The sequence below is a fragment of the Xanthomonas sp. CPBF 426 genome, assembly GCF_903989465.1.
Taxonomy (GTDB): domain Bacteria; phylum Pseudomonadota; class Gammaproteobacteria; order Xanthomonadales; family Xanthomonadaceae; genus Xanthomonas; species Xanthomonas euroxanthea.
The window spans coordinates 4,577,945-4,597,255 of the sequence record NZ_LR861805.1 but is presented as its reverse complement, the minus strand read 5'-3'; the positions used below and the strand labels follow the sequence as shown (position 1 = coordinate 4,597,255).

14 protein-coding genes are annotated in these 19,311 nt (G+C 67.3%); 7 read left to right on the top strand and 7 right to left on the bottom strand.

The features are described from left to right. The first annotated feature begins 174 nt into the window (after positions 1-174). A complete protein-coding gene (gene ecfK, locus H7A87_RS19500; protein WP_104650338.1) occupies positions 175-714 on the top strand; it encodes an ECF-type sigma factor EcfK in 540 nt (179 codons plus the stop codon). Continuing rightward, on the top strand, positions 693-3,221 hold the full coding sequence (locus tag H7A87_RS19495) for a serine/threonine-protein kinase (protein WP_119129859.1): 2,529 nt from the start codon (positions 693-695) through the stop codon (positions 3,219-3,221). The genes ecfK and H7A87_RS19495 overlap by 22 nt, the downstream gene beginning before the upstream one ends. A 603-nt stretch (positions 3,222-3,824) precedes the next feature. Here H7A87_RS19495 and H7A87_RS19490 read toward each other — a convergent pair. Then, the gene (locus H7A87_RS19490) at positions 3,825-4,106 is read right to left on the bottom strand and encodes a DUF2782 domain-containing protein (protein ID WP_104585172.1); all 282 of its coding nucleotides are present in this window, start codon (positions 4,104-4,106) and stop codon (positions 3,825-3,827) included. Between the two features lie 77 nt (positions 4,107-4,183). On the opposite strand from H7A87_RS19490, the gene polA reads away from it, so the two are divergent. Further along, positions 4,184-6,982 (top strand): DNA polymerase I, encoded by a 2,799-nt coding sequence (polA, locus tag H7A87_RS19485; RefSeq protein WP_119129858.1) that lies wholly within the window; start codon positions 4,184-4,186, stop codon positions 6,980-6,982. Between the two features lie 424 nt (positions 6,983-7,406). On the opposite strand, the gene hemF is transcribed toward polA, so the two are convergent. The 4 genes from hemF to H7A87_RS19465 all read right to left on the bottom strand — a co-directional run bounded on the left by hemF (position 7,407) and on the right by H7A87_RS19465 (position 12,871). Beyond that, entirely contained in the window at positions 7,407-8,306 is a 900-nt protein-coding gene (gene hemF, locus H7A87_RS19480; RefSeq protein WP_119129857.1) for an oxygen-dependent coproporphyrinogen oxidase, read from the bottom strand. Between the two features lie 611 nt (positions 8,307-8,917). After that, positions 8,918-9,490 (bottom strand): hypothetical protein, encoded by a 573-nt coding sequence (locus H7A87_RS19475; protein WP_119129855.1) that lies wholly within the window; start codon positions 9,488-9,490, stop codon positions 8,918-8,920. After that, complete coding sequence (locus tag H7A87_RS19470) at positions 9,487-10,203, bottom strand: hypothetical protein (RefSeq protein ID WP_119129854.1); 717 nt, start codon at positions 10,201-10,203, stop codon at positions 9,487-9,489. The genes H7A87_RS19475 and H7A87_RS19470 overlap by 4 nt, the downstream gene beginning before the upstream one ends. A gap of 307 nt (positions 10,204-10,510) precedes the next feature. Continuing rightward, positions 10,511-12,871: a S9 family peptidase gene (locus H7A87_RS19465; protein WP_180497049.1), complete on the bottom strand. Its 2,361-nt coding sequence runs from the start codon at positions 12,869-12,871 to the stop codon at positions 10,511-10,513. Positions 12,872-13,228: 357 nt separating this feature from the next. On the opposite strand from H7A87_RS19465, the gene H7A87_RS19460 reads away from it, so the two are divergent. Both H7A87_RS19460 and H7A87_RS19455 read left to right on the top strand, forming a co-directional pair. Then, positions 13,229-14,572, top strand: coding sequence for an AMP-binding protein (locus H7A87_RS19460; protein ID WP_180496809.1), 1,344 nt, complete (start codon positions 13,229-13,231; stop codon positions 14,570-14,572). A 34-nt stretch (positions 14,573-14,606) separates the two neighbouring features. Continuing rightward, the gene (locus H7A87_RS19455) at positions 14,607-15,602 is read left to right on the top strand and encodes a hypothetical protein (protein ID WP_147421128.1); all 996 of its coding nucleotides are present in this window, start codon (positions 14,607-14,609) and stop codon (positions 15,600-15,602) included. Between the two features lies 1 nt (position 15,603). On the opposite strand, the gene H7A87_RS19450 is transcribed toward H7A87_RS19455, so the two are convergent. Both H7A87_RS19450 and H7A87_RS19445 read right to left on the bottom strand, forming a co-directional pair. Then, complete coding sequence (locus H7A87_RS19450; RefSeq protein ID WP_180496808.1) at positions 15,604-16,611, bottom strand: pteridine-dependent deoxygenase; 1,008 nt, start codon at positions 16,609-16,611, stop codon at positions 15,604-15,606. Then, positions 16,608-17,954 carry an NAD(P)/FAD-dependent oxidoreductase gene (locus H7A87_RS19445; protein WP_119129851.1) on the bottom strand — a complete coding sequence of 449 codons (1,347 nt, stop codon included), beginning with the start codon at positions 17,952-17,954 and terminating at the stop codon, positions 16,608-16,610. Before H7A87_RS19445 ends, H7A87_RS19450 begins: the two co-directional genes overlap by 4 nt. A gap of 323 nt (positions 17,955-18,277) precedes the next feature. On the opposite strand from H7A87_RS19445, the gene xanC reads away from it, so the two are divergent. Both xanC and H7A87_RS19435 read left to right on the top strand, forming a co-directional pair. Next, entirely contained in the window at positions 18,278-18,547 is a 270-nt protein-coding gene (gene xanC, locus H7A87_RS19440; protein ID WP_005914783.1) for a xanthomonadin biosynthesis acyl carrier protein XanC, read from the top strand. A gap of 37 nt (positions 18,548-18,584) precedes the next feature. Further along, entirely contained in the window at positions 18,585-19,268 is a 684-nt protein-coding gene (locus H7A87_RS19435; protein WP_164739828.1) for a ketosynthase, read from the top strand. The last annotated feature ends 43 nt before the right edge of the window (positions 19,269-19,311 follow it).

Below are 19,311 nucleotides of genomic sequence, written 5' to 3'. Positions count from 1 at the left end.
GTCAGGGTTGGGAAGGCGCTGGCTGGAGAAAATGCAGCATGGCAGGCTGGCCGTTGCGCGGGATGCTTGGGTACCAAGCCCCGGCTGATCGAGCGAGCTAAACCGTTTGGTTTTGAAATGCCCACCCGATCGCCAATGCGGGATACTGGGTTCTCACGCAGGCGAGATGGCCCGATGTCCGAGCTGCCGATCACCGAGTTGTTGCAGGCCTGGCAGCGCGACGAACCCGGCGCGGGCGATGCATTGGCGCGGCAGGTGTACACGGCGCTGCGCGAGACCGCGTTGCGGGCGCTGCGGCGCGATGCACGCGCGGGCTTGCAGGCGACCGAGCTGGTACATGAGGCGTGGATGCGGCTGGAGCAGGGCCAGCAGGGGTTTCAGTCGCGCGCGCATTTCTATTCGGTCGCCGCGCTGCAGATGCGCCATCTGTTGGTGGATCTGGCGCGGCGGCAGGCCAGCGCCAAGCGGCTCGGGCAGGCGGTAACGTTGACGATCAGCCTGTCCGATGGCGCGCCGCGGCCGGAGGCATTGCTGATGGTGGCCGACGCCTTCGACAAGCTGGCGCGCGTGGATGAGCGCAAGGCCAAGGCATTCGCGCTGACCGAACTGGTGGGTTTCAGCGTGGCCGAGGCGGCCGCGCAACTGGAGGTATCGGTGCCGACGCTGGAGCGCGATCTGCGCTTTGCGCGGGTGTGGCTGGCGGCGCAGCTATGAGCATTGCCGCCACCTCCTGGCAGCGATTGGAAGCCTTGTTCCATCAGGCCTGCCAGCTGCCGGTGGACGCGCGCCAGACGTTCGCGCGCGCGCAGGCCGGCGAGGACGTGGGGCTGCGCGATACATTGCTGGCAATGCTGGCAGTGGAATCGCAGGCCACGCTACGCGTCCGCGCACCGTTGAAACAGGCCGTGGCGGCGTTGCGCGCGCCATTGCCGGAACTGCCGGCCGGTACCCGCTTCGGTGCATGGGCGATCGACCGTCTGATCGGTGCCGGTGGCATGGGCCAGGTATACCTGGGCCATCGCGCCGACGGTGCGTACGAGCGCGAGGTGGCGATCAAGCTGGTCGGCGCCGACGCGTTGGATGTGCAGGGCCGCGCGTTGTTCGAGTTTGAATGTCGCTTGCTGGCGCAGATGGTGCACCCGGCGATCGCGCAGATCCACGACGTGGGCACCGACGCGCACGGCCGCCCGTACCTGGTGATGGAATACCTGCGCGGCGAGCCGATCACCTGGTGGTGCGATGCGCATCTGCTGTCGCTGCAGGCGCGTGTGCTGCTGATGCTGCGGGTCAGCGAAGCGGTGCAGCATGCGCACCAGAAAGGCGTGATCCATCGCGACCTCAAGCCCGGCAACGTCTTGGTCAGCGACATCGACGGGCGGCCGATGCCGGGCGTGATCGACTTCGGCATCGCGATCGATGCGGCCAACCCGGCCATGCGCTTCGCGCAGGGGCGCGGCACGCCCGGCTACATGAGTCCGGAACAGGCGCGCGGCGCGCAGGACATGGACGCACGTAGCGACATCTATGCACTGGGCGCGATGTTCTATGAGTTGAGCTGCGGGCTGGCGCCGGTGGCCGGGCGCGATGGGTTGCCGCAGCCACCATCGCAACGCGTGGCGGCGGTACCGGCCGACGCGCGTGCGCGGATCTGCGCGGCACGCGCGACCACGCATCCGCGACTGCAGCAGCAACTACGCGATGGCCTGGATGCGATCGTGTTGTGCGCGTTGGCGCCGGAGCCTGTTGCACGCTATGCGTCGGTATCGGCCTTGATGGACGACCTGCATCGCTGGCTGGACGGGTATCCGCCACGCGCCCTGCAGGCAGGCCATTGGTTGCGCGTGCGCAAGTTTGCCCAGCGCCACCGCAGTGGCGTGTTGGCTGCCGCCCTGGTGTCCACTGCGCTGATTGCCGGCCTGGGCGCAACGTTGTGGTCGCTGCAACATGCTGCGCGCGATGCGCAACGCGCGCAGGTCACCGGCGATTTCATGAGTTCGGTATTGTCCAGCGTGGATCCGGGCATTGCGCAGGGTCTGGACAAGACGCTGATGCTGCGCGTGTTGCAGCAGGCGTCGCAGCGTGCCGCGCGCGAGCTGGCCGACCAGCCTGACGCGCGTCTCCAGGTGGAGCTGACGCTGGGCCGCACGCTGATCGCGCTTGCCGACTATCCGCAGGCGGCGGCGCATCTGCGGACTGCGCATGCACTGGCGCAGCGCAGCAAGGGCGCTGCCAGCCTGCAGGCATTGCAGGCAGCGTCGATGCTCGGCCAGGCGCTGACTGGCGCCGGCAAGGCACGCGAGGCCGAACAGGCGCTACGCCAAGGCATGGCGCAGGCAGCGCACGGCAACGCGAGGCAGCAGGCGCTGGGCAATGAGATGCGTGCGTGGCTGGCGTGGACGCTGCGCGGCCAGGGCCGCATGCGCGATGCACTGATGGAGGGCCGGCATGCCTATGTCGCTGCCGTGGCCAACATGTCCACCACTGCCGACCAACGCATCGACGCGGGCAATGTTTATGCCGGCATTCTGGCCGACGTCGGGCAACTGACCCCGGCGATTGCGTTGCAGCGCAGCCTGCTGCGCGAGCGGGTTGCCGCACATGGTCCCGACCATCCGCTGGTCGTGCCGATGCGCAACAGCCTGGCCATGTTCCTGCTGATGCAGCGCGATTTTGCCGCAGCCGAAACCGAACTGGCCGCGCTGCTGCGCGTCACCGGCAAGCTCTATGGCGATAACGCCGCCGATACCTTGATGGTGGAAGGCAACCTGGCCCATGCATTGCGTCAGCAGGGCAAGCTGGCCGAGGCCGGCCCGCATTACCGCGCCGCGATGGAGCGTGCGCGCACCGTGTTCGGCGACGATGCGCAAGCCACCATCACCTACCGCAGCAACCATGCCCTCTGGCTGCTGGATGCCGGGCAGGTGGATGCCGCATTGGCCGAACAACGCGCATTGCTGGCCTCGTCCCTGCGTGTGTTGGGCCGGGGGCATCCACAGACCGCCGAGATCCTGCGCGGCATGTCCGAGGCCGAGCGCAGGCTCGGCCAGCGGGCTGCCGCGCGCGCTCACGCACAGCAGGCCTTGCAGATCCTGACCGGCATCTACGGCGATGCCAAGGAGCCGTTGCGTGCCGCACGCCTGACCTTGGCGCAGGTCACCCCGGCCAGTGCGCCTCCTGCCACTGCCAGCGCACCGCACACGGCCGCGGTTGCGCAACGCTGAGAGCCCGTGCCGGGTTGGCCGGGTGCCACCGGCCGAGCGTGGCTGCCACTGCAAAGGTTGAAGCGTGGCCCTGCATGTCGCGCGCCTGACAGGCCTGGACGCGTGCCCGATGATCGCCGGCGAGGCACCGCCTGTCGGCGTGTCGGAGGTCGGGCCTGAGTCCCAGGGCACTGACCGTACTGATCGGCGGCCTGCCCGCGACGCGCATCGTCGGCCTGGCGATGCACCTCGGCCCCCGTCTGGCAGCGTGGCCGGCGTGCCCATCGCATCAGCCGGCATCCGGACCGTCACCGCAGTCGGGCACGCCGCCGGCCTCCATCAACGCCACCAGTGCCGCTGCCGGCCTGCTCGATCCAGCCACGCCTCCGGCTCACCGTGCCGGCCTCCGCCGTTGCCGTCGGCGGGCAGCGCTCGGCCGGCCACAGCGTGGGGGTTGCAGATCTGTCCACCAGCGGCACCCGCCCCGGGCCTGACCCGCACCGACCCCGCGCACCAATTCGCCGCCGCAACGCCACAAGGTGCCGTCACCGGGACCAGCGACTGAAGAGCCAATGGACCGACAGCCTACGATTCCCGATTCCCGATTCGATCCCGAATCCCGAATCACCAGCTATACAGCTTCCAATACACCTTGTTGACCTTGTCCCTCTCGGCATCGGTATGCCCGTCGTGATCGCGGTCGTACAGGAAGTAGGGCGCCCCGCGTGCAGGCGTCACCCGCACCATTTCCAGCTGGCCGTTGACGCGGTACTCGTCGACCTTGTCGCCGTTGCCCATGGTCTTGCTGGTCACATCCGCGCCGGCCGGCACATCGCCGACCGCACCGCTGGTGGCGCAGCCGCCGAGCAGCAGTAACGGCAGCAGCAAAAGACTCGCTCTGATCATTGTCGTCATCCGTTCTAGGTCGTCGGCCAGTATGCGCTGGCAAGGTGTAGCGTGGGCGTGCAGCGTAGAATTGGCGCATGAGCAGATTAGTCCTGATCGACGGGTCCAGTTACCTGTACCGCGCGTTCCACGCGCTTCCGCCGCTGACCAATGCCCAGGGCGAGCCCACCGGCGCCTTGTTCGGCGTGGTCAACATGCTGCGCGCCACCCTGAAGGAGCGCCCGGCCTATGTCGCGTTCGTGGTGGATGCACCGGGCAAGACCTTCCGCGATGACTTGTATGCCGACTACAAGGCCAATCGTCCGTCGATGCCCGACGACCTGCGCGCGCAGGTGCAGCCGATGTGCGACATCGTGCATGCGCTGGGCATCGACATCCTGCGCATCGATGGCGTGGAAGCCGACGATGTGATCGGCACGCTGGCCCTGCAGGCCGCCGCCGATGGCCTGAGCGTGACCATCTCCACCGGCGACAAGGACTTCGCCCAGCTGGTCCGCCCGGGCATCGAGCTGGTCAACACCATGAGCGGCAGCCGCATGGATTCGGACGCGGCGGTGATCGCCAAGTTCGGCGTGCGCCCCGACCAGATCGTCGACCTGCTGGCGCTGATGGGCGACACCGTGGACAACGTGCCCGGCGTGGAAAAGTGCGGCCCCAAGACCGCCGCCAAATGGCTGGCCGAATACGAGTCGCTCGATGGCGTGATCGCCAACGCCGACAGGATCAAGGGCAAGATCGGCGAGAACCTGCGTGCCGCATTGCCGCGGCTGCCGCTCAACCGTGAGCTGGTCACCATCAAGACCGACGTGACGCTGGCCAGTGGCCCGCGCGCGCTGGACCTGCGCGAGCCCAACGCCGAGACGCTGGCGGTGCTGTACGCCCGCTACGGCTTCACCCAGGCGCTGCGCGAACTCGGCGGCGCCGCTGCCCAGGCCGGCCTGCCGACCGAGCCGATGGCGCTCGGCGCCGCCGCCAGCGCCCGCACCGAACCCGGCCGCGCCCGCGGCACCGGCTTCGTGTCCGGCCCGGTCAGCGCCCCGGTGGAGGTGGACCCGGCACTGTCGGCACCCGGCCAGTACGAGACCATCCTGACCCAGGAACAGCTCGACGGCTGGATCGCGCGCCTGCGCGCCGCCGGCCAGTTCGCTTTTGATACCGAAACCGACAGCCTGGATCCGCTGCGGGCCGACCTGATCGGCCTGAGCGTGGCCGCCGAGCCCGGCCAGGCGGCGTATCTGCCGTTCGGCCACAACTTTCCCGGTGCCCCGGCCCAGCTCGACCGCGCCCAGGCGCTGGCGCAGCTGGCGCCGCTGCTCACCGACCCTGCGGTACGCAAGCTCGGCCAGCACGGCAAGTACGACCTGCACGTGATGCGCCGCCACGGCATCGCCCTGGCCGGCTATAGCGACGACACCCTGCTGGAAAGCTTCGTGCTCAATTCCGGCAGCGCCCGCCACGACATGGACAGCCTGGCCAAGCGCTACCTGGGCTATGACACGGTCAAGTACGAGGACGTCTGCGGCAAGGGCGCCAAGCAGATCCCGTTCGCCCAGATCAGCCTGGAGGACGCCACCCGCTACGCCGCCGAAGACGCCGACATCACCCTGCGCCTGCACCAGGTGCTCGGCCCCAAGCTGGCCGCAGAACCCGGCCTGGAGCAGGTCTACCGCGACATCGAGATGCCGCTGGTGGAGGTTCTTGCACGCATCGAGGCCAACGGCGTGTGCGTGGACGCGGCCGAACTGCGCCGCCAGAGCGCGGACCTGTCCAAGCGCATGCTCGCCGCCCAGCAGAAAGCCACCGAGCTGGCCGGGCGCAGCTTCAACCTGGATTCGCCCAAGCAGCTGCAGGCACTGCTGTTCGACGAGCTCAAGCTCCCCGCGGTGGTCAAGACGCCCAAGGGCCAGCCCTCGACCAACGAAGAGGCGCTGGAGGCCATCGCCGACCAGCACGAGCTGCCACGGGTGATCCTGGAATACCGCGGCCTGACCAAGCTGCGCAGCACCTACACCGACAAGCTGCCAGAGATGATCCATCCGCAGTCCGGGCGCGTGCACACCAGCTACCACCAGGCCGGTGCGGCCACCGGGCGGCTGTCCTCGTCCGATCCGAACCTGCAGAACATCCCGATCCGCACCGAGGACGGCCGCCGCATCCGCCGCGCCTTTGTCGCCCCGGCCGGGCGCAAGCTGATCGCCTGCGACTATTCGCAGATCGAGCTGCGCATCATGGCGCACCTGTCCGGCGACCCCGGCCTGGTGGGCGCGTTCGAGTCCGGTGCCGACGTGCACCGCGCCACCGCCGCCGAGGTGTTCGGCCGCACCATCGACACCGTCAGCGGCGACGAGCGCCGCGCCGCCAAGGCGATCAACTTCGGCCTGATGTACGGCATGAGCGCCTTCGGCCTGGCCCGCCAGCTCGGCATCGGCCGAGGCGAGGCGCAGGACTACATCGCGCTGTACTTCAGCCGTTACCCGGGTGTACGCGACTTCATGGAGACCACCCGCCAGCAGGCGCGCGACAAGGGCTACGTGGAGACGGTGTTCGGCCGCCGGCTGTATCTGGACTTCATCAACGCCGGCAGCCAGGGCCAGCGTGCCGGCGCCGAGCGCGCCGCCATCAATGCGCCGATGCAGGGCACCGCCGCCGACATCATCAAGCGCGCCATGGTCAGCGTGGACGGCTGGATTGCCGACCACGCGCAGCGCGCGCTGATGATCCTGCAGGTGCACGACGAACTGGTGTTCGAAGCCGAGACCGATTTCGTCGACACGCTGCTGAGCGAAGTGACCGCGCGTATGTCGGCTGCTGCTGAATTACGCGTGCCGCTCGTGGTCGACTCGGGGGTTGGCGACAACTGGGATGAGGCGCATTGATGCAGTAGTGGCGCCGATATGCTGAACGCGCAGACCAGACATAATGCATATCGGACCTGCGCCGATGGAATGAATAACCGCTAAATTCTACATTTTTTTAACAGGTATCTTCACGATCCATCAATGTAGAAAATGGTGTTATATCCCTCGACGGGCGCAACGCCTGTCGTCAGATCTCTCCCATCCCCTGGAGCAGATCTCGGAACGGAAACTACTCCCCAAGTTTCCGTTCCCTGGCCCCGCCGACCTCCCCCTGGTCTGCGGGGCTTTTTATTTTCGGCGTCGAATTATTTTGCTACGCAACATAACCGGTTCAGCGCATTGCACATTGACCGGTACCGTTGGTAATCACAAATTTAAATGGGCTGTATTAATTCAATTAATCAACACAGCGTTTCATCAGTACCGTGTTCTTTATCTAGATTCAGCCCAGCCAGTCGCGCGGTACCAGATAGTCCATCAGCCGCGCCTCGGCGCTACCCGGTTCCGGCGTAAAGCCATATTCCCAGCGCACCCGTGGCGGCAGGCTCATCAGGATGCTTTCGGCACGCCCGCCACTTTGCAGGCCGAACAGCGTGCCGCGGTCGTAGACCAGGTTGAACTCCACGTAGCGGCCGCGGCGGTAGAGCTGGAACTGGCGTTCGCGTTCGCCGTAGGGCGTGTCCTTGCGGCGCGTGACGATCGGCAGGTAGGCATCCAGGAAGCCGTCGCCGACCGCGCGCTGGTAGGCGAAGTCGCGTTCGAAATCCTGACCCAGGTCGTCGAAGAACAGCCCGCCCACGCCACGGGTCTCGTTGCGGTGACGCAGGAAGAAGTACTCGTCGCACCAGCGCTTGTGCGCGGCATAGCGTTCCTCGCCGAACGGCACGCACAGTGCCTGCGCGGTGCGGTGCCAGTGCAGCACGTCCTCGTCGACCGGATAGAACGGGGTCAGGTCGAAGCCGCCACCGAACCAGGCCGCCACCACTTCGCCATCGCGCTCGGCGCGGAAGTAGCGCACGTTGGCGTGGGTGGTGGGAACATGCGGATTGTGCGGATGGAACACCAGCGACACGCCACAGGCGCGCCACGTCGCCCCGGCCAGCTCGGGCCGATGCGCACTGGCTGACGGCGGCAGGCGCGAGCCGGACACATCGGAAAACCCGATGCCGGCCTGCTCGAACACCGCGCCATTGCGCAGGATGCGGGTGCGTCCGCCTCCGCCTTCCTCGCGTTGCCATAGGTCTTCGGCAAAACGCGCGCTGCCATCGATGGCTTCCACGGCAGCGCAGATACGATCCTGCAGGCCGGTCAAATAATCGCGTACACGGTCGAATTCGTTCATGCCACGATTCTAAGCGCTGCGTCGCGCTTCTTGCAGTCGGGCAAACGCGCCCGTTTGTCGCAGGGCGAGGCGCTGCGTCGTGTGGGGATCGGGCGCATGAGCAGCCAGGCTTTGCTGCCTCGTCTCACACCAGGCTTCACGCCTGGCGTTTCCCGCTCGGACTGGGCGGTGTGGGCGAGGCAGAAGCACGAGCAAAAGCAAAAGCAAAAGCAAAAGCAAAAGCAAAAGCAAAAGCAAAAGCAGAAGCAGAAGCAGGGCGTTGATCTGCTGGTTTGCTGCAGGGCCCTTGCCCGCCTACCATCGCAGGACACGCCGCAAGTAAGTCCATGTAGGCTCTTACGCGGCCTCCATGCCGCGTAAGGTCCCGCGACGGTAGGCGGGCAAGGACCTGTCGAGATGGCCGGTGTACATGGAAAGAGCAGAAGCGGGGGTGGCGGTCGGGCCAAGGTCCCGCGGCGGCGGGCGGGCAAGGACCAGTCGGGATGGTCGGTGTGTATGGGCAAGAACAGAAGCGGGGTGGCGGTTGGCCAAGGTCCCGCTGCGGCGTGCACGGACCATCGGGGATGGTCGGTGTGCATGGCCGGGGGACGCAGGCCAACTTCAACCAGCGATCATGCCTTGCGCGAGGCCGTAAATTCGGCGCGCACCGCAGGCGTGCACAACCGCCATGCCAGCGCCGCGTGGAGACAGCCGATCGCCAGTACGCCCAGGCCCGTCAGCAGCAGCGCCGCCTGGCGTGTTGCCTGCAGGCGTGCCTGCAGCTCCGGCCACTCGGGGCTGTGCAGGACGTCGGCCGGCAGCATCGCCTGCACGCCCTCGAACACCGGCCCGATCAACGCCAGGCCGCCGACATTGAGCAGCCCGGTCACCAGCAACACCGCTACGAATCCGACCCGGGCCCACTCGCGTCGCTGCAGCAAGGCCCAGCTCAACCATGCGAAGGCGACCGACAGCACCACGCCTACGACCGACAATGACACGGCATGATCGATCAGCCACTGCAACGAGGCGGGCAGGGTGATCCCTTCGGGCAGGCCCAGCGTCGCCGTGTCGGGCATCAGCGCGATCATCACGATCTGCAACAGGTTGGACATCGCACTGACGACGCCCAGCAACAAGGACACCCACGCCAGCGGCGTGACGAAGCCGCCGCGTGGTCGGGAGGCCGGTGCCGGCGTGCTCATTGCAGCGAGGCGATATGGGCGGCCACGGCGGCCTGGCCCGGAGGATCCAGCGCTGGCTGCAGTTGCGCGTACCAGCCCGGCAGCGCGTCGGTCGGCAGGCACTGGCGCAACAACGGTGTGCTGCGCTCCAGGAAGGCGTCGAGGAAGGGCAGCCCGCGCACGTAGAGGAAGTGGCTGTCGGTGATCGACATTCCGGCGTAGGCCTCGCGCAACCACTCCAGATGCGGCAACGCGTGTGCGCCGTGACCGGCGCGGGTCAGCGCGGTGAGGAAACTGGTGCGTGCGGTAGCCGGCGAGGTGGAACGCTCCTGCGCGTTCAAATCATCGAAGGTCAGCAACCACTGCTCGCCACGATCGATCTCGTTGCACATCACCGAGGTGGTCGCCAACTGCAGTGCGTTGTGTGCGGTGGGTTCGAGCTCGTACAGCGCCAGCCAGTGCGGATACGCTTCGTGATAGCGGTCCAGCGCACTCAGCGCCAGTGCGCACAGGCGTTGCGCGTCGGCACCCAGGTGCAGCTGCGCCTGCGCAGCGTTGTAGGCGCCCAGCTGATCGCCGCGCTGGAACAGGGTCAGTGCGGGCTGCAGTGCCGGGTCGATCTCGACGTCGGTCGCGGTGTCGTCGGCTGCAGCCGCCGGCGCTGCGGTGGGTTCGGTTCGGGGCGTCGTGGCCACCGGGGTCTTGCGTCCAAACAAACGGTCCCACAGGCCCATCGCGATTACCTTCTGCACGCCGCGGAAGTGGAGACCGCTGCGGTGCCGGCGGCGCTCCGGTCGGGCGGCGGGCCGGCAGAGGGGAGCGCAATGCGCCAGCGATCTGCCGATCCTGCGCCAAGCTTAGAGCTAGTTGCGTACGTGGAGGTGAGTACCGACATGGTGTCGCGTGGCATGCGTAACGCAGTGGCGCATCACGCATGCGACGTGGCTGGCCTGCAGCTTGCTGCAGGATGCGGATGCTGCCGCTGCGACATGTCATCGGCCGGACGATGTACCACCCATCGCCCGGTCGCAGCGCCATGGGTTACGGCTTCACCTGCTCATTGAACAGCTTGAGGATGCGCTTGTATTCGTCCAGCCACGAATCGGCGCGGGTAAAGCTGTGGCGTTCCAGCGGATACGGCGCCACCTGCCAGTTGTCCTTGTGCAGCTCCATCAACTTCTGGGTCATGTCGACCGAGTCCTTGAAGAACACGTTGTCGTCGATCATGCCGTGCGCGATCAGCAGATGGTCGCGCAACCCGTCGGCGTAGTTGATCGGCGATGAGGTCTTGTACGCGTCGGGGTCGAGCTCGGGCGTGTTGAGGATGTTGGAGGTGTACTCGTGGTTGTACTGCATCCAGTCGCCGACCGGACGCAGCGCCGCGCCGGCCTTGAACGTGCCGGGGCTGCGGAACAGCGCCATGTAGGTCATGAAGCCGCCGTACGAGCCGCCGTAGATGCCGGCGCGCGCACGGTCGCCCTGCTTCTGCGTCACCAGCCACTCCAGCCCGTCCAGGTAGTCTTCCAGCTCCGGATGGCCCATGCTGCGGTAGATCGCGGTGCGCCAGTCGCGGCCGTAGCCTTCCGAGGCACGGTAGTCCAGGTCCAGCACGATGTAGCCCTGCTGCACTAGCAGGTTGTGGAACATCTGCTCGCGGAAATACGGCGTGTAGCGCTGCGAGACGTTCTGCAGGTAGCCGGCGCCATGCACGAACATCACGATCGGATACTGCTTGCCGGGCTCGGGGTTCTGCGGCCCGTAGTACTTGCCCCAGACCGTGCCGGCGCCATGCCGGGACGGCACCTGCACGTACTGCGGTGCGATCCACGGCTGCGCCTTGAAGGCGGGGGTGCGGGTGTCGGTCAGCAGCGTGGCCTGGCCGCCTGCGGCCGGCACCACCGCCAGCTGCGGTGGCAGGTAGCTGCCGGAATAGCGCACCAGCAATTGCTGCCCGTTCGGCGACAGACGGAAGCCTTCCACGCCATTCAAGGCGGTGACTTCGGTGAGCTGGTCGCTGCGCAGGTCCAGCTTGCACACCTCGTAGTCGCCCGGCCATGTCTGATTGCACAGAAAGAACATGCCGCTGCCGTCGGCGCTGGGTACCGGCATCGATACTTCCCACTTGCCGCGCGTGCGCTGGCGCGGCTTGCCGTTGCCTTCCACGGTGTACAGCTGCGAATAGCCGGATTCTTCCGACAGCAGCCACAGCGTGCGGTTGTCGGGCAGCCAGCCGAAATCGTTGAAATCCCAGTTGATCCAGGCGCTGTCGCTCAGGCGATGCCGCGGCTGCAAGGTGGCATTGGCCAGATCCACGCTGGCGATCCAGCGGTCCTTGTTGTCCACCGCGCGAATCTCCACCGCCACATTGCGCCCGTCATTGCTCCAATGCACCGCCGGCCCGCTGCCGTCGCCATCGCTTTCCACACGCACGGCGCGGTTGCCCTTGAGCGGATCTTTCCTGGCGGCCTTGCGCAGCGCGGCCAGCGGGTCGGTGGCAATGCCCGGCAGCGTGTCGAACGACAGCGCTCTGGCGGTGCCGGCGCTGACATCCACCAGCCACAGCGCATGCGCCACCGGTGCATTGCGACCGACGCGGGTGCGCACTTCCTGGAATTCCTCGTAACCGGATTCGGTCACGTACTTGGGCATCTTGCCGGCCTGGCCCTCTTCGGCGCCCTTGGCCTGGGTGACCACCAGCAGATGGCGGCCGTCCGGCGACAACGCGCTGTCGACGATCTCCACCTCATCGCCCAGATACACCGGTGCCGCCGCACGGGTGGCATCGGCGCGGCGCCAGGCGTCTTCCTGCGCGCGTAAGGCATCGCGCTGCTCACGATCGCGCCGCAGTGTGGCCAGCGTGGCCAGCTGCTGCTCGCGCAACACGTCGGCCTTGGGTGCAGCGTTGGGATCGCGCTCGGCCTTGACCACCGCAACCTGCGCGGTGCCGGCGTCGGCGCGCCAGTGGTACCAGTTGTTGCCCGCGCGCCAGATCGCACCGCCATCGCTGGCGAACTGCGGCCGCGATTCGACCTCGTTGCTGCGGGTCAGCTGGGTCAGCGCGCCGGAGCGCAGGTCGCGCAGGAAGATGTCGCCATTGCGCGCAAACAGCATGCGCTGACGGGTCGCATCGTAGCTCGGGTTATCCGCATCCAGGCCGGCACGGGCGTTGTCGGCCACGCGTTCGGCAGTGCCGCCGCCGGCGCCCTGGCGGTAGGTGTCGCGCACCGGCGAGCCATCGCGCTTGAGCAGGTATTGCACCTGCTTGCCGTCCCACTGCCACCAGGCCTGATCCACCGACGGCCCGATCCAGTCCGGATCGGCCATCACCTGTTCGATGGTGAGCGGTGTGGCGGACTGCGCGTGCGCGGTGACAGCCAGCAACAACAAGGACAGCGGCAACAATCTGGGCATCGGTAACGACTGGACGCAACAAGGAGCGGACAAGCCTAGCAGCTCGCTTCCATCGGAGGCTTGGGCCACAGGTCATGGACGTGGGGCGGTGCGTGCGTCATCGACGAGGCAAGGCATTCGCCGCTGGCGGACGCGACCAGCTGCGGTGCGCGCATGTCGGCCGACGCCAGCGCATCGTCGCGATGCACTCCACGCCGCGCGCCGCGCCAGCAGCGACGTGGAGCCTGGGTCATGTACGCCTTCGGCCAGCTTCGAACCGCCGCCACCGCCGCGTAGCGGGAAACCTCCCGACTTGCCAGCAGCGCAGGTGGCGGCCAAGCTAGCGCGCTTTTGCGATTGTCGGTTCCCATGTCCAGCCTGCCTGTTCCTGCCGTTTCCCACCCGATGGCCGTCGGCGCGCCCGGCCGGCCGCTGGCCTGGCGCGCGGGGCAGTCGGTCGACCTGGCCACCTTCATCGCGCACGTGCACGGCCTGGCGCAGCAGCTGCCGGACGGTCGCCACGTGGTGAACCTGTGCGAGGACCGCTATCGCTTCATGGTTGCGTTCTATGCGTGCGCGCTGCGCGGCCAGGTGTCACTGCTGCCGTCCTCGCGCGCACCGGCCGTGGTCGGCGAGGTGCAGGCGCGGCATGCTGATGCGTACTGCCTGGGCGATCTGGCGCTGGAGCTGGCGCCGCCGCGCTACTGGCAGTTGCCGGCCGAGTTGCCGCAGGCCGCGGGCCCAATCCCGCAACTGGCCGACGATGCCCTGGTGGCCATCGGCTTTACCTCCGGCAGCACCGGCAGCCCGCAACCCAACCCCAAGACCTGGGGCAGCTTCCTGACCAGCACGCGCCAGGACCTGGTCGCGCTGGAAAGCCTGTGGGCGCACACAGACGCGGTGCCGCACGTGGTCGCCACGGTGCCACCGCAGCACATGTACGGCATGGAATTGTCGGTCCTGCTGCCGATGGTGACCGCACTTGCGGTGCATGCGGGCCGCCCGTTCTTCCCGGACGATGTGGCGCGCGCGCTGGCCGATGTTCCCGCCCCGCGCGTGCTGGTGACCACGCCGGTGCATCTGCGCGCGCTGGTGGAATCGGGCGTGGCGTTGCCGCCGCTGGTCGGCATCGTCTCGGCCACCGCGCCGTTGGCGCAGGACGTGGCCGCTGCCGCCGAGGCGCGCTTTGGCGGCGAGGTGCGCGAGATGTTCGGTTCGACCGAAACCTGCGTGTTCGCCGTGCGCCGCACCGCGCTGGAAGCGGCATGGACACCGCTGCCCGGCGTCCGCCTGGAAACGCAGGCGGCAGGCACCTTGGTGCACGCACCGCATCTGGCCACGCCGGTGCTGCTGGCCGACATGATGGACGTGGCCGCCGACGGCCGTTTCCAGGTGCGCGGCCGGCAGGCTGATCTGCTGGAAATCGCCGGCAAACGCGCCTCGCTGGCCGATCTCACCCGTCGCCTGCTGGCCATTCCCGGCGTGATCGATGGCGTCATCGTGCAACTCGCACCCGACCCCGGCCAGGCGGTCGGGCGCATCGCCGCACTGGTGGTCGCCCCGACCCTGGACGAGGCGCAGATCCTCGACGCCCTGCGCGTCAGCGTCGACCCGGTGTTCCTCCCGCGCCGCCTGCGCAAACTCGCCGCACTGCCACGCAACGAAACCGGCAAGCTGCCACGCGATGTGGTGCTGGGTTTGCTCAACGGCTGAGCGATACTGCGCATAGTGCTCAGGAGAGGTCGAAGTGGAAAAAGGACGTCTGGCCGCCGCGCTCACAATTGCAGTCTGCCTGGGAGGCTTGTTTGTACTGCTGTCCAGCGGAATTGTCCCCAAAGACACCGCTAAATCGACGACTGTATCTACAGCCTCGCCCGCGCAACCGTCAGCACCGCCAAAACGCGATTGGACTTCAACGCCACTGCCGCCGCAGGGTACGCCGCTGCGCAGCGTTTTTGCCGATTTGCGCCGCCGCGCCGAGATGGGTGATCCTCGCGCGGCCTGCCGATTGGCAGCGGAGTCACAGAGGTGTGAGAATCTTCATGAGCAAGTCGCCTCGTACGACGAGCAATTGTGGAAGCTCAAGCAGGCTGGACGTACTGCGAGTGCATCCGCACGAGCCGGCCTGTCGTCCAATGAGACATCGCTAGAAGCGATTGGCGATAGTCTGCTGAATCAAGTAAAGGACTGCGAAGGCGCTCCGCAACTTTCGTCCGCAGAGCGTGTAGCCCTGTGGCGGCAGGGCGCTCTGGCAGGGCAGCCTGCGGCCTTGGCAAACTACTCAGTGGGCAACGCATTCAAATACCGCGAGCTGCTCGAAGTAGCTCCGCAGTTGGAGCGTTATCGTCGCGAGGCGGAAGGCATGGCATTGCAGGCTGCCGCAAAGGGAGATCTACGGACATCGCTCGTCTTGGCCGCGGCATACTCGCCTCGTCGCGACAGTGGAGATCGTGTTTTTCTGGCGCAAGTCGTAAAGCCGGATATCTCGCGTTCGCTGGCGCTTTATCGGCGTGGAGGGCAGCTGTTACCTGCCAACTCTCCTGCACAGACCCGCAGTGTCATCGACGACAACATAGCCTGGCTTCAGCAGCGGGCGAGTCCTGCGGAGCTGGCGCGTGCCGACGCACTGGCTGGGCAATGGTCACGCGAGTGGTCATCCGTAGTGGCAAACACGCCGACAGAGCTTATCGTGGAGGCCGATGGCGGCGTTGCGAGCATGGGGCCAGCGCGATGCAGCCAATGACTCACCCATGCACCCCGTCGATCTCCACCGCCAGCTCGTCGCGGCAGATCACCGCGTGCAGCAGCAGGCGCGGCACCGCATCGCCGAAGCGGGCGTCCAGTGCCTGGGCAACCTTGGGCAGGTCGTCCTGCTCGCGCACGTAGACCTTCAGGCGGGTGCCGGCGCCGAACTGCGTGGGCAGGGCCGGGGCGTGCTGGCGTGCGGCGCCGAGCAGGGCGTCGAAGTTGGCGAAGGTTTCTTCCAGCTGCGCCAGCAGCTGGCCGGTGTGCATCGAGGCATGCCCGACCACGGCGGCGGTGCCCGACAGCAGCAGCGGCATGTCGCTGCCGGCCGGCGGCAGCATGGCGCGCGCGAAACTCGGCGGCTGCGGGCCGTACTGGCGCGGGTAGTTGTAGGCGCTGACCTGGCGCGGATTCTCCAGCGGGGTGCCGGCATCGCTGGCGGCCAGCCAGTAGATCTGGATGATGCGCTCGGCATCGCAGCGGCCCACCGCGGTGGCGGCCGGCAGCTGCGCAGTGTCGAAGGCGCCCAGGCCGCGCGCACGGCCCACGCAGAACTGCCGGTAGCGTTCGCGGTCGCCACTGCCCAGGGTGATGGCGTCCAGATAGTTCCAGATACGCAGCAGGCGCGGCGTCTGGCTGCCGGTGACGAAGGCGGTGATTTCCGCATAGGCCTTGGCGGCGGCGGTTTCGATATCGACATCCTGCTCGTCGATTTCGATCACGCCGAACTGCAGGCGGCCGTCACTGGCCCAGGCGATGTTGCCATCGCGGCCGCTGTGCACGGCTGCATCGCTGCGCCACACCTCCAGCATCTCGGCCTGATACGGCTGCAGCGGCACGCGCAGGTAGCGCGGGTCGTCCAGGCGTGGCGCCGCGGTGCCGAAGCCGAACACGGCCAGCACCTGCGGGTCGGCCAGCAGTGCGGACGGGGCGGTCTGCTCGACATAGTCGACCTGCAGACGGGGATGGCGCACGCTGTGCGTGGTCTGGGCCTGGGAAGCGGTCATCGGGTGTCCCGTCGTTGCGTGTCGCGTTGCAAGGTCTCGCCGTCGAAGCCGAGCGTGGCCTGACGTCGGCGTTGGCGCCAGGACTGCCAGGCGCGCGGCATCATCGACAAGGTGGTCAAGGCATAGATGGCGCGGAACGCGCGCAGGCGCAGCCGCACCCTGGGGCTGTCGAACACGTCGCCGGCCAGCATCGCCACCACCGCTTCTTCGATCCGCCAGGTGTTCTGCGGTTGCGCGAACAGGGCGCGCATGGTCGGCGAGGTGAAGCGGTAGATGAACCACTTGAACTCGTCCACGCCGCGCCTGAGTTCGCGCTGCAAGGCGCGCTGCAGTTTCGCCTCGTGCTGCGGCATGCGCAGGGCCTGGTCCACCATCGCCGCACCGCGTTCGGCGCTGTGCATGGCCAGGAACACGCCCGACGAAAACATCGGGTCGACGAAGGTGTAGGCATCGCCCAGCATCAACCAGCGCGGGCCGGACATGCGCGTGCATTCGTAGGCGTAGTTGCCGGTGGCATGCACCGGGGCCACGCGTTCGGCGCCGAGCATGCGCGCGTTGAGCTCGGCATTGAGCGCGAGCGTGCGCATGAAAAAGCCCTCGCTGTCGCCCTTGCGGGTCTTCATGTATTCCGGGTAGCAGACCGCGCCCACGCTCATGATGTCGTCCGGCAACGGAATCAGCCACATCCAGCCATGTGCGTGGCGGTAGATGCTGATGTTGCCGGCATCCTCGCCCGGCCGGCGCGCCACGCCGCGGAAGTGGCTGAACAACGCGGCCGACTGATGTTTGGCATTGGCGCGTTTGAGCTTGAAGCGGGTGCCCAGGAAGGTATCGCGGCCGCTGGCATCGAGCAGATAGCGCGGGCGGAACCGCTGCACCCCGGCCACGCCTTGCGCCTGCAGCACCGGCTGCTGCCCGTCGAACTCCACCGCTTCGACCTTGACCTGATCGCGCGCATCCACGCCCACCGCCCGCGCGCGCTCGAACAGCACCTGGTCGAACTGCGCACGTGGCACCTGGAAGGCGAAATCGGCCTTGGCATCGAGCGCATGCGAAAAACGAAAGGTGTTGTAGCCGCCGCTGTCATTGGGAAAGTCCGCGCCGCGCTTGAGCACGCCGATGTCGCGCACGTCCTCCAGCACGCCCAGGCGTTCGAGAATCGGCACGTTCATCGGCAGCAGCGACTCGCCGATATGGAAGCGCGGATGCTGCGCCTTCTCCAGCAAGGTCACCTGCCAGCCCTGCTGGGCCAGCACGATCGCCGCCGTACAGCCCGCCGGCCCGCCGCCGATGATCAGGACATCCGGGCACTCGGGCCCGGGAGCCGGCCCGGCTGCCGGCATGGCGGTCGGGGTGGGGCGAACAGCAGTGGAAGTCATCCTGGAACGAACCTGCAGCGGGCGAGCGTCATGCAGTCATGATAGCCTGACCGGCGGCCCGGACAGGTATGCCGGCCGCCGAATCGCTGTTGCAGAACGATCGACGCCATCGACAATGCGGCCGCAAGGCAGCCGCGGCGAGTGCTCGGAATCGGCCGGCACGGCAACGTACACTGTGTTGCGCAATCGCCCACGCCGACCTGACGGTTGTCTGTGACGCTGCGGTGGTTGTGCTGAAGTCCCTCGCTCTGATCCTGTCGCCCGACCCTCACCTGGAAGCTCTCTGGATGTCCTCGCAAACCGCTGCCGAACGTGAACTGGCCGAACTCCTGGTCGAAAGCCTGAACCTGGAAGACGTCCAGCCCGCCGACATCGATCCGGAGGCGCCGTTGTTCAATACCGGGCTGGGGCTGGATTCGATCGACGCGCTGGAACTGGCGCTGGCGATCAGCAAGCGCTACGGCTTCCAGCTGCGCTCGGACAATGACGAGAACCGTCGCATCTTCGCGTCGCTGCGCGCATTGTCGGCGCATGTCCAAGCCAACAAGACCGTCTGACCTGCCAACTGCAGCGCCTGCCGATGCGCCCCCGTGGGTGCTGGGGCTGGGCGTGCTGCTGGCGGTGGCGTATTCGCCGCTGGCGCATTGGGCCAACGCCAGCCATCGCCCGGACCTGGCAGTCATCGCCGGGGCCTTGCTGGTGCTGATGGTGCTGATCGAACCGATGGTCGCGCGCCGCGCCTGGGCCTGGGCGCTGGCCGTGCTGACCTTGCTGGGCCTGAGCGCGTTGTGGCACTCGCCGTACGCGATGCTGGTGCTGGCCGCGCCGCCGGTGGTGTTCACCGGCTGGATCGCCTGGTTCTTCGGGCGCAGCCTGCGCCGCGGGCGCACGCCGCTGATCAGCCGCATTGTCGAAGGGCTGTATCGCCAGGCCGGCATGCCGATCAGCCCGGAGCAATACCGCTACACGCGCCGTCTCACCCTGGCCTGGGCGTTGCTGCTGTGCGCGCTGACCCTGGTCAACCTGGTGCTGGGCCTGTGCGCCGAACCCAGTGGCGTGCTGGCGCAACTGGGCTACGCCTCGCCGCTGCCGATCAGCGACGCGCGCGCGTCGTTGTTCGCCAATCTGCTGGCGTACGGGGTGGTTGGCGGGTTCTTCGTGGGCGAATATCTCTTGCGCGGCCGCTGGTTTCCACAGCGCCCCTATCGTAATCTGCCAGACTTCTTGCGCCAGATGGCGCGGCTCGGGCCGGAATTCTGGCGCGATCTGCTGCGCTGAGTGCGTGGCCAGGGCAGCGACGTACGTGCACATTTTCGGGGAC

Excerpts from the sequence above, each read along its gene's own strand:
- ecfK (WP_104650338.1), top strand. The coding sequence starts at position 175 with ATGTCCGAGCTGCCGATCACCGAGTTGTTGCAGGCCTGGCAGCGCGAC.
- H7A87_RS19490 (WP_104585172.1), bottom strand. The coding sequence starts at position 4,106 with ATGATCAGAGCGAGTCTTTTGCTGCTGCCGTTACTGCTGCTCGGCGGC.
- polA (WP_119129858.1), top strand. The coding sequence starts at position 4,184 with ATGAGCAGATTAGTCCTGATCGACGGGTCCAGTTACCTGTACCGCGCG.
- hemF (WP_119129857.1), bottom strand. The coding sequence starts at position 8,306 with ATGAACGAATTCGACCGTGTACGCGATTATTTGACCGGCCTGCAGGAT.
- H7A87_RS19475 (WP_119129855.1), bottom strand. The coding sequence starts at position 9,490 with ATGAGCACGCCGGCACCGGCCTCCCGACCACGCGGCGGCTTCGTCACG.
- H7A87_RS19470 (WP_119129854.1), bottom strand. The coding sequence starts at position 10,203 with ATGGGCCTGTGGGACCGTTTGTTTGGACGCAAGACCCCGGTGGCCACG.
- H7A87_RS19460 (WP_180496809.1), top strand. The coding sequence starts at position 13,229 with ATGTCCAGCCTGCCTGTTCCTGCCGTTTCCCACCCGATGGCCGTCGGC.
- H7A87_RS19450 (WP_180496808.1), bottom strand. The coding sequence starts at position 16,611 with ATGACCGCTTCCCAGGCCCAGACCACGCACAGCGTGCGCCATCCCCGT.
- H7A87_RS19445 (WP_119129851.1), bottom strand. The coding sequence starts at position 17,954 with ATGCCGGCAGCCGGGCCGGCTCCCGGGCCCGAGTGCCCGGATGTCCTG.
- xanC (WP_005914783.1), top strand. The coding sequence starts at position 18,278 with ATGTCCTCGCAAACCGCTGCCGAACGTGAACTGGCCGAACTCCTGGTC.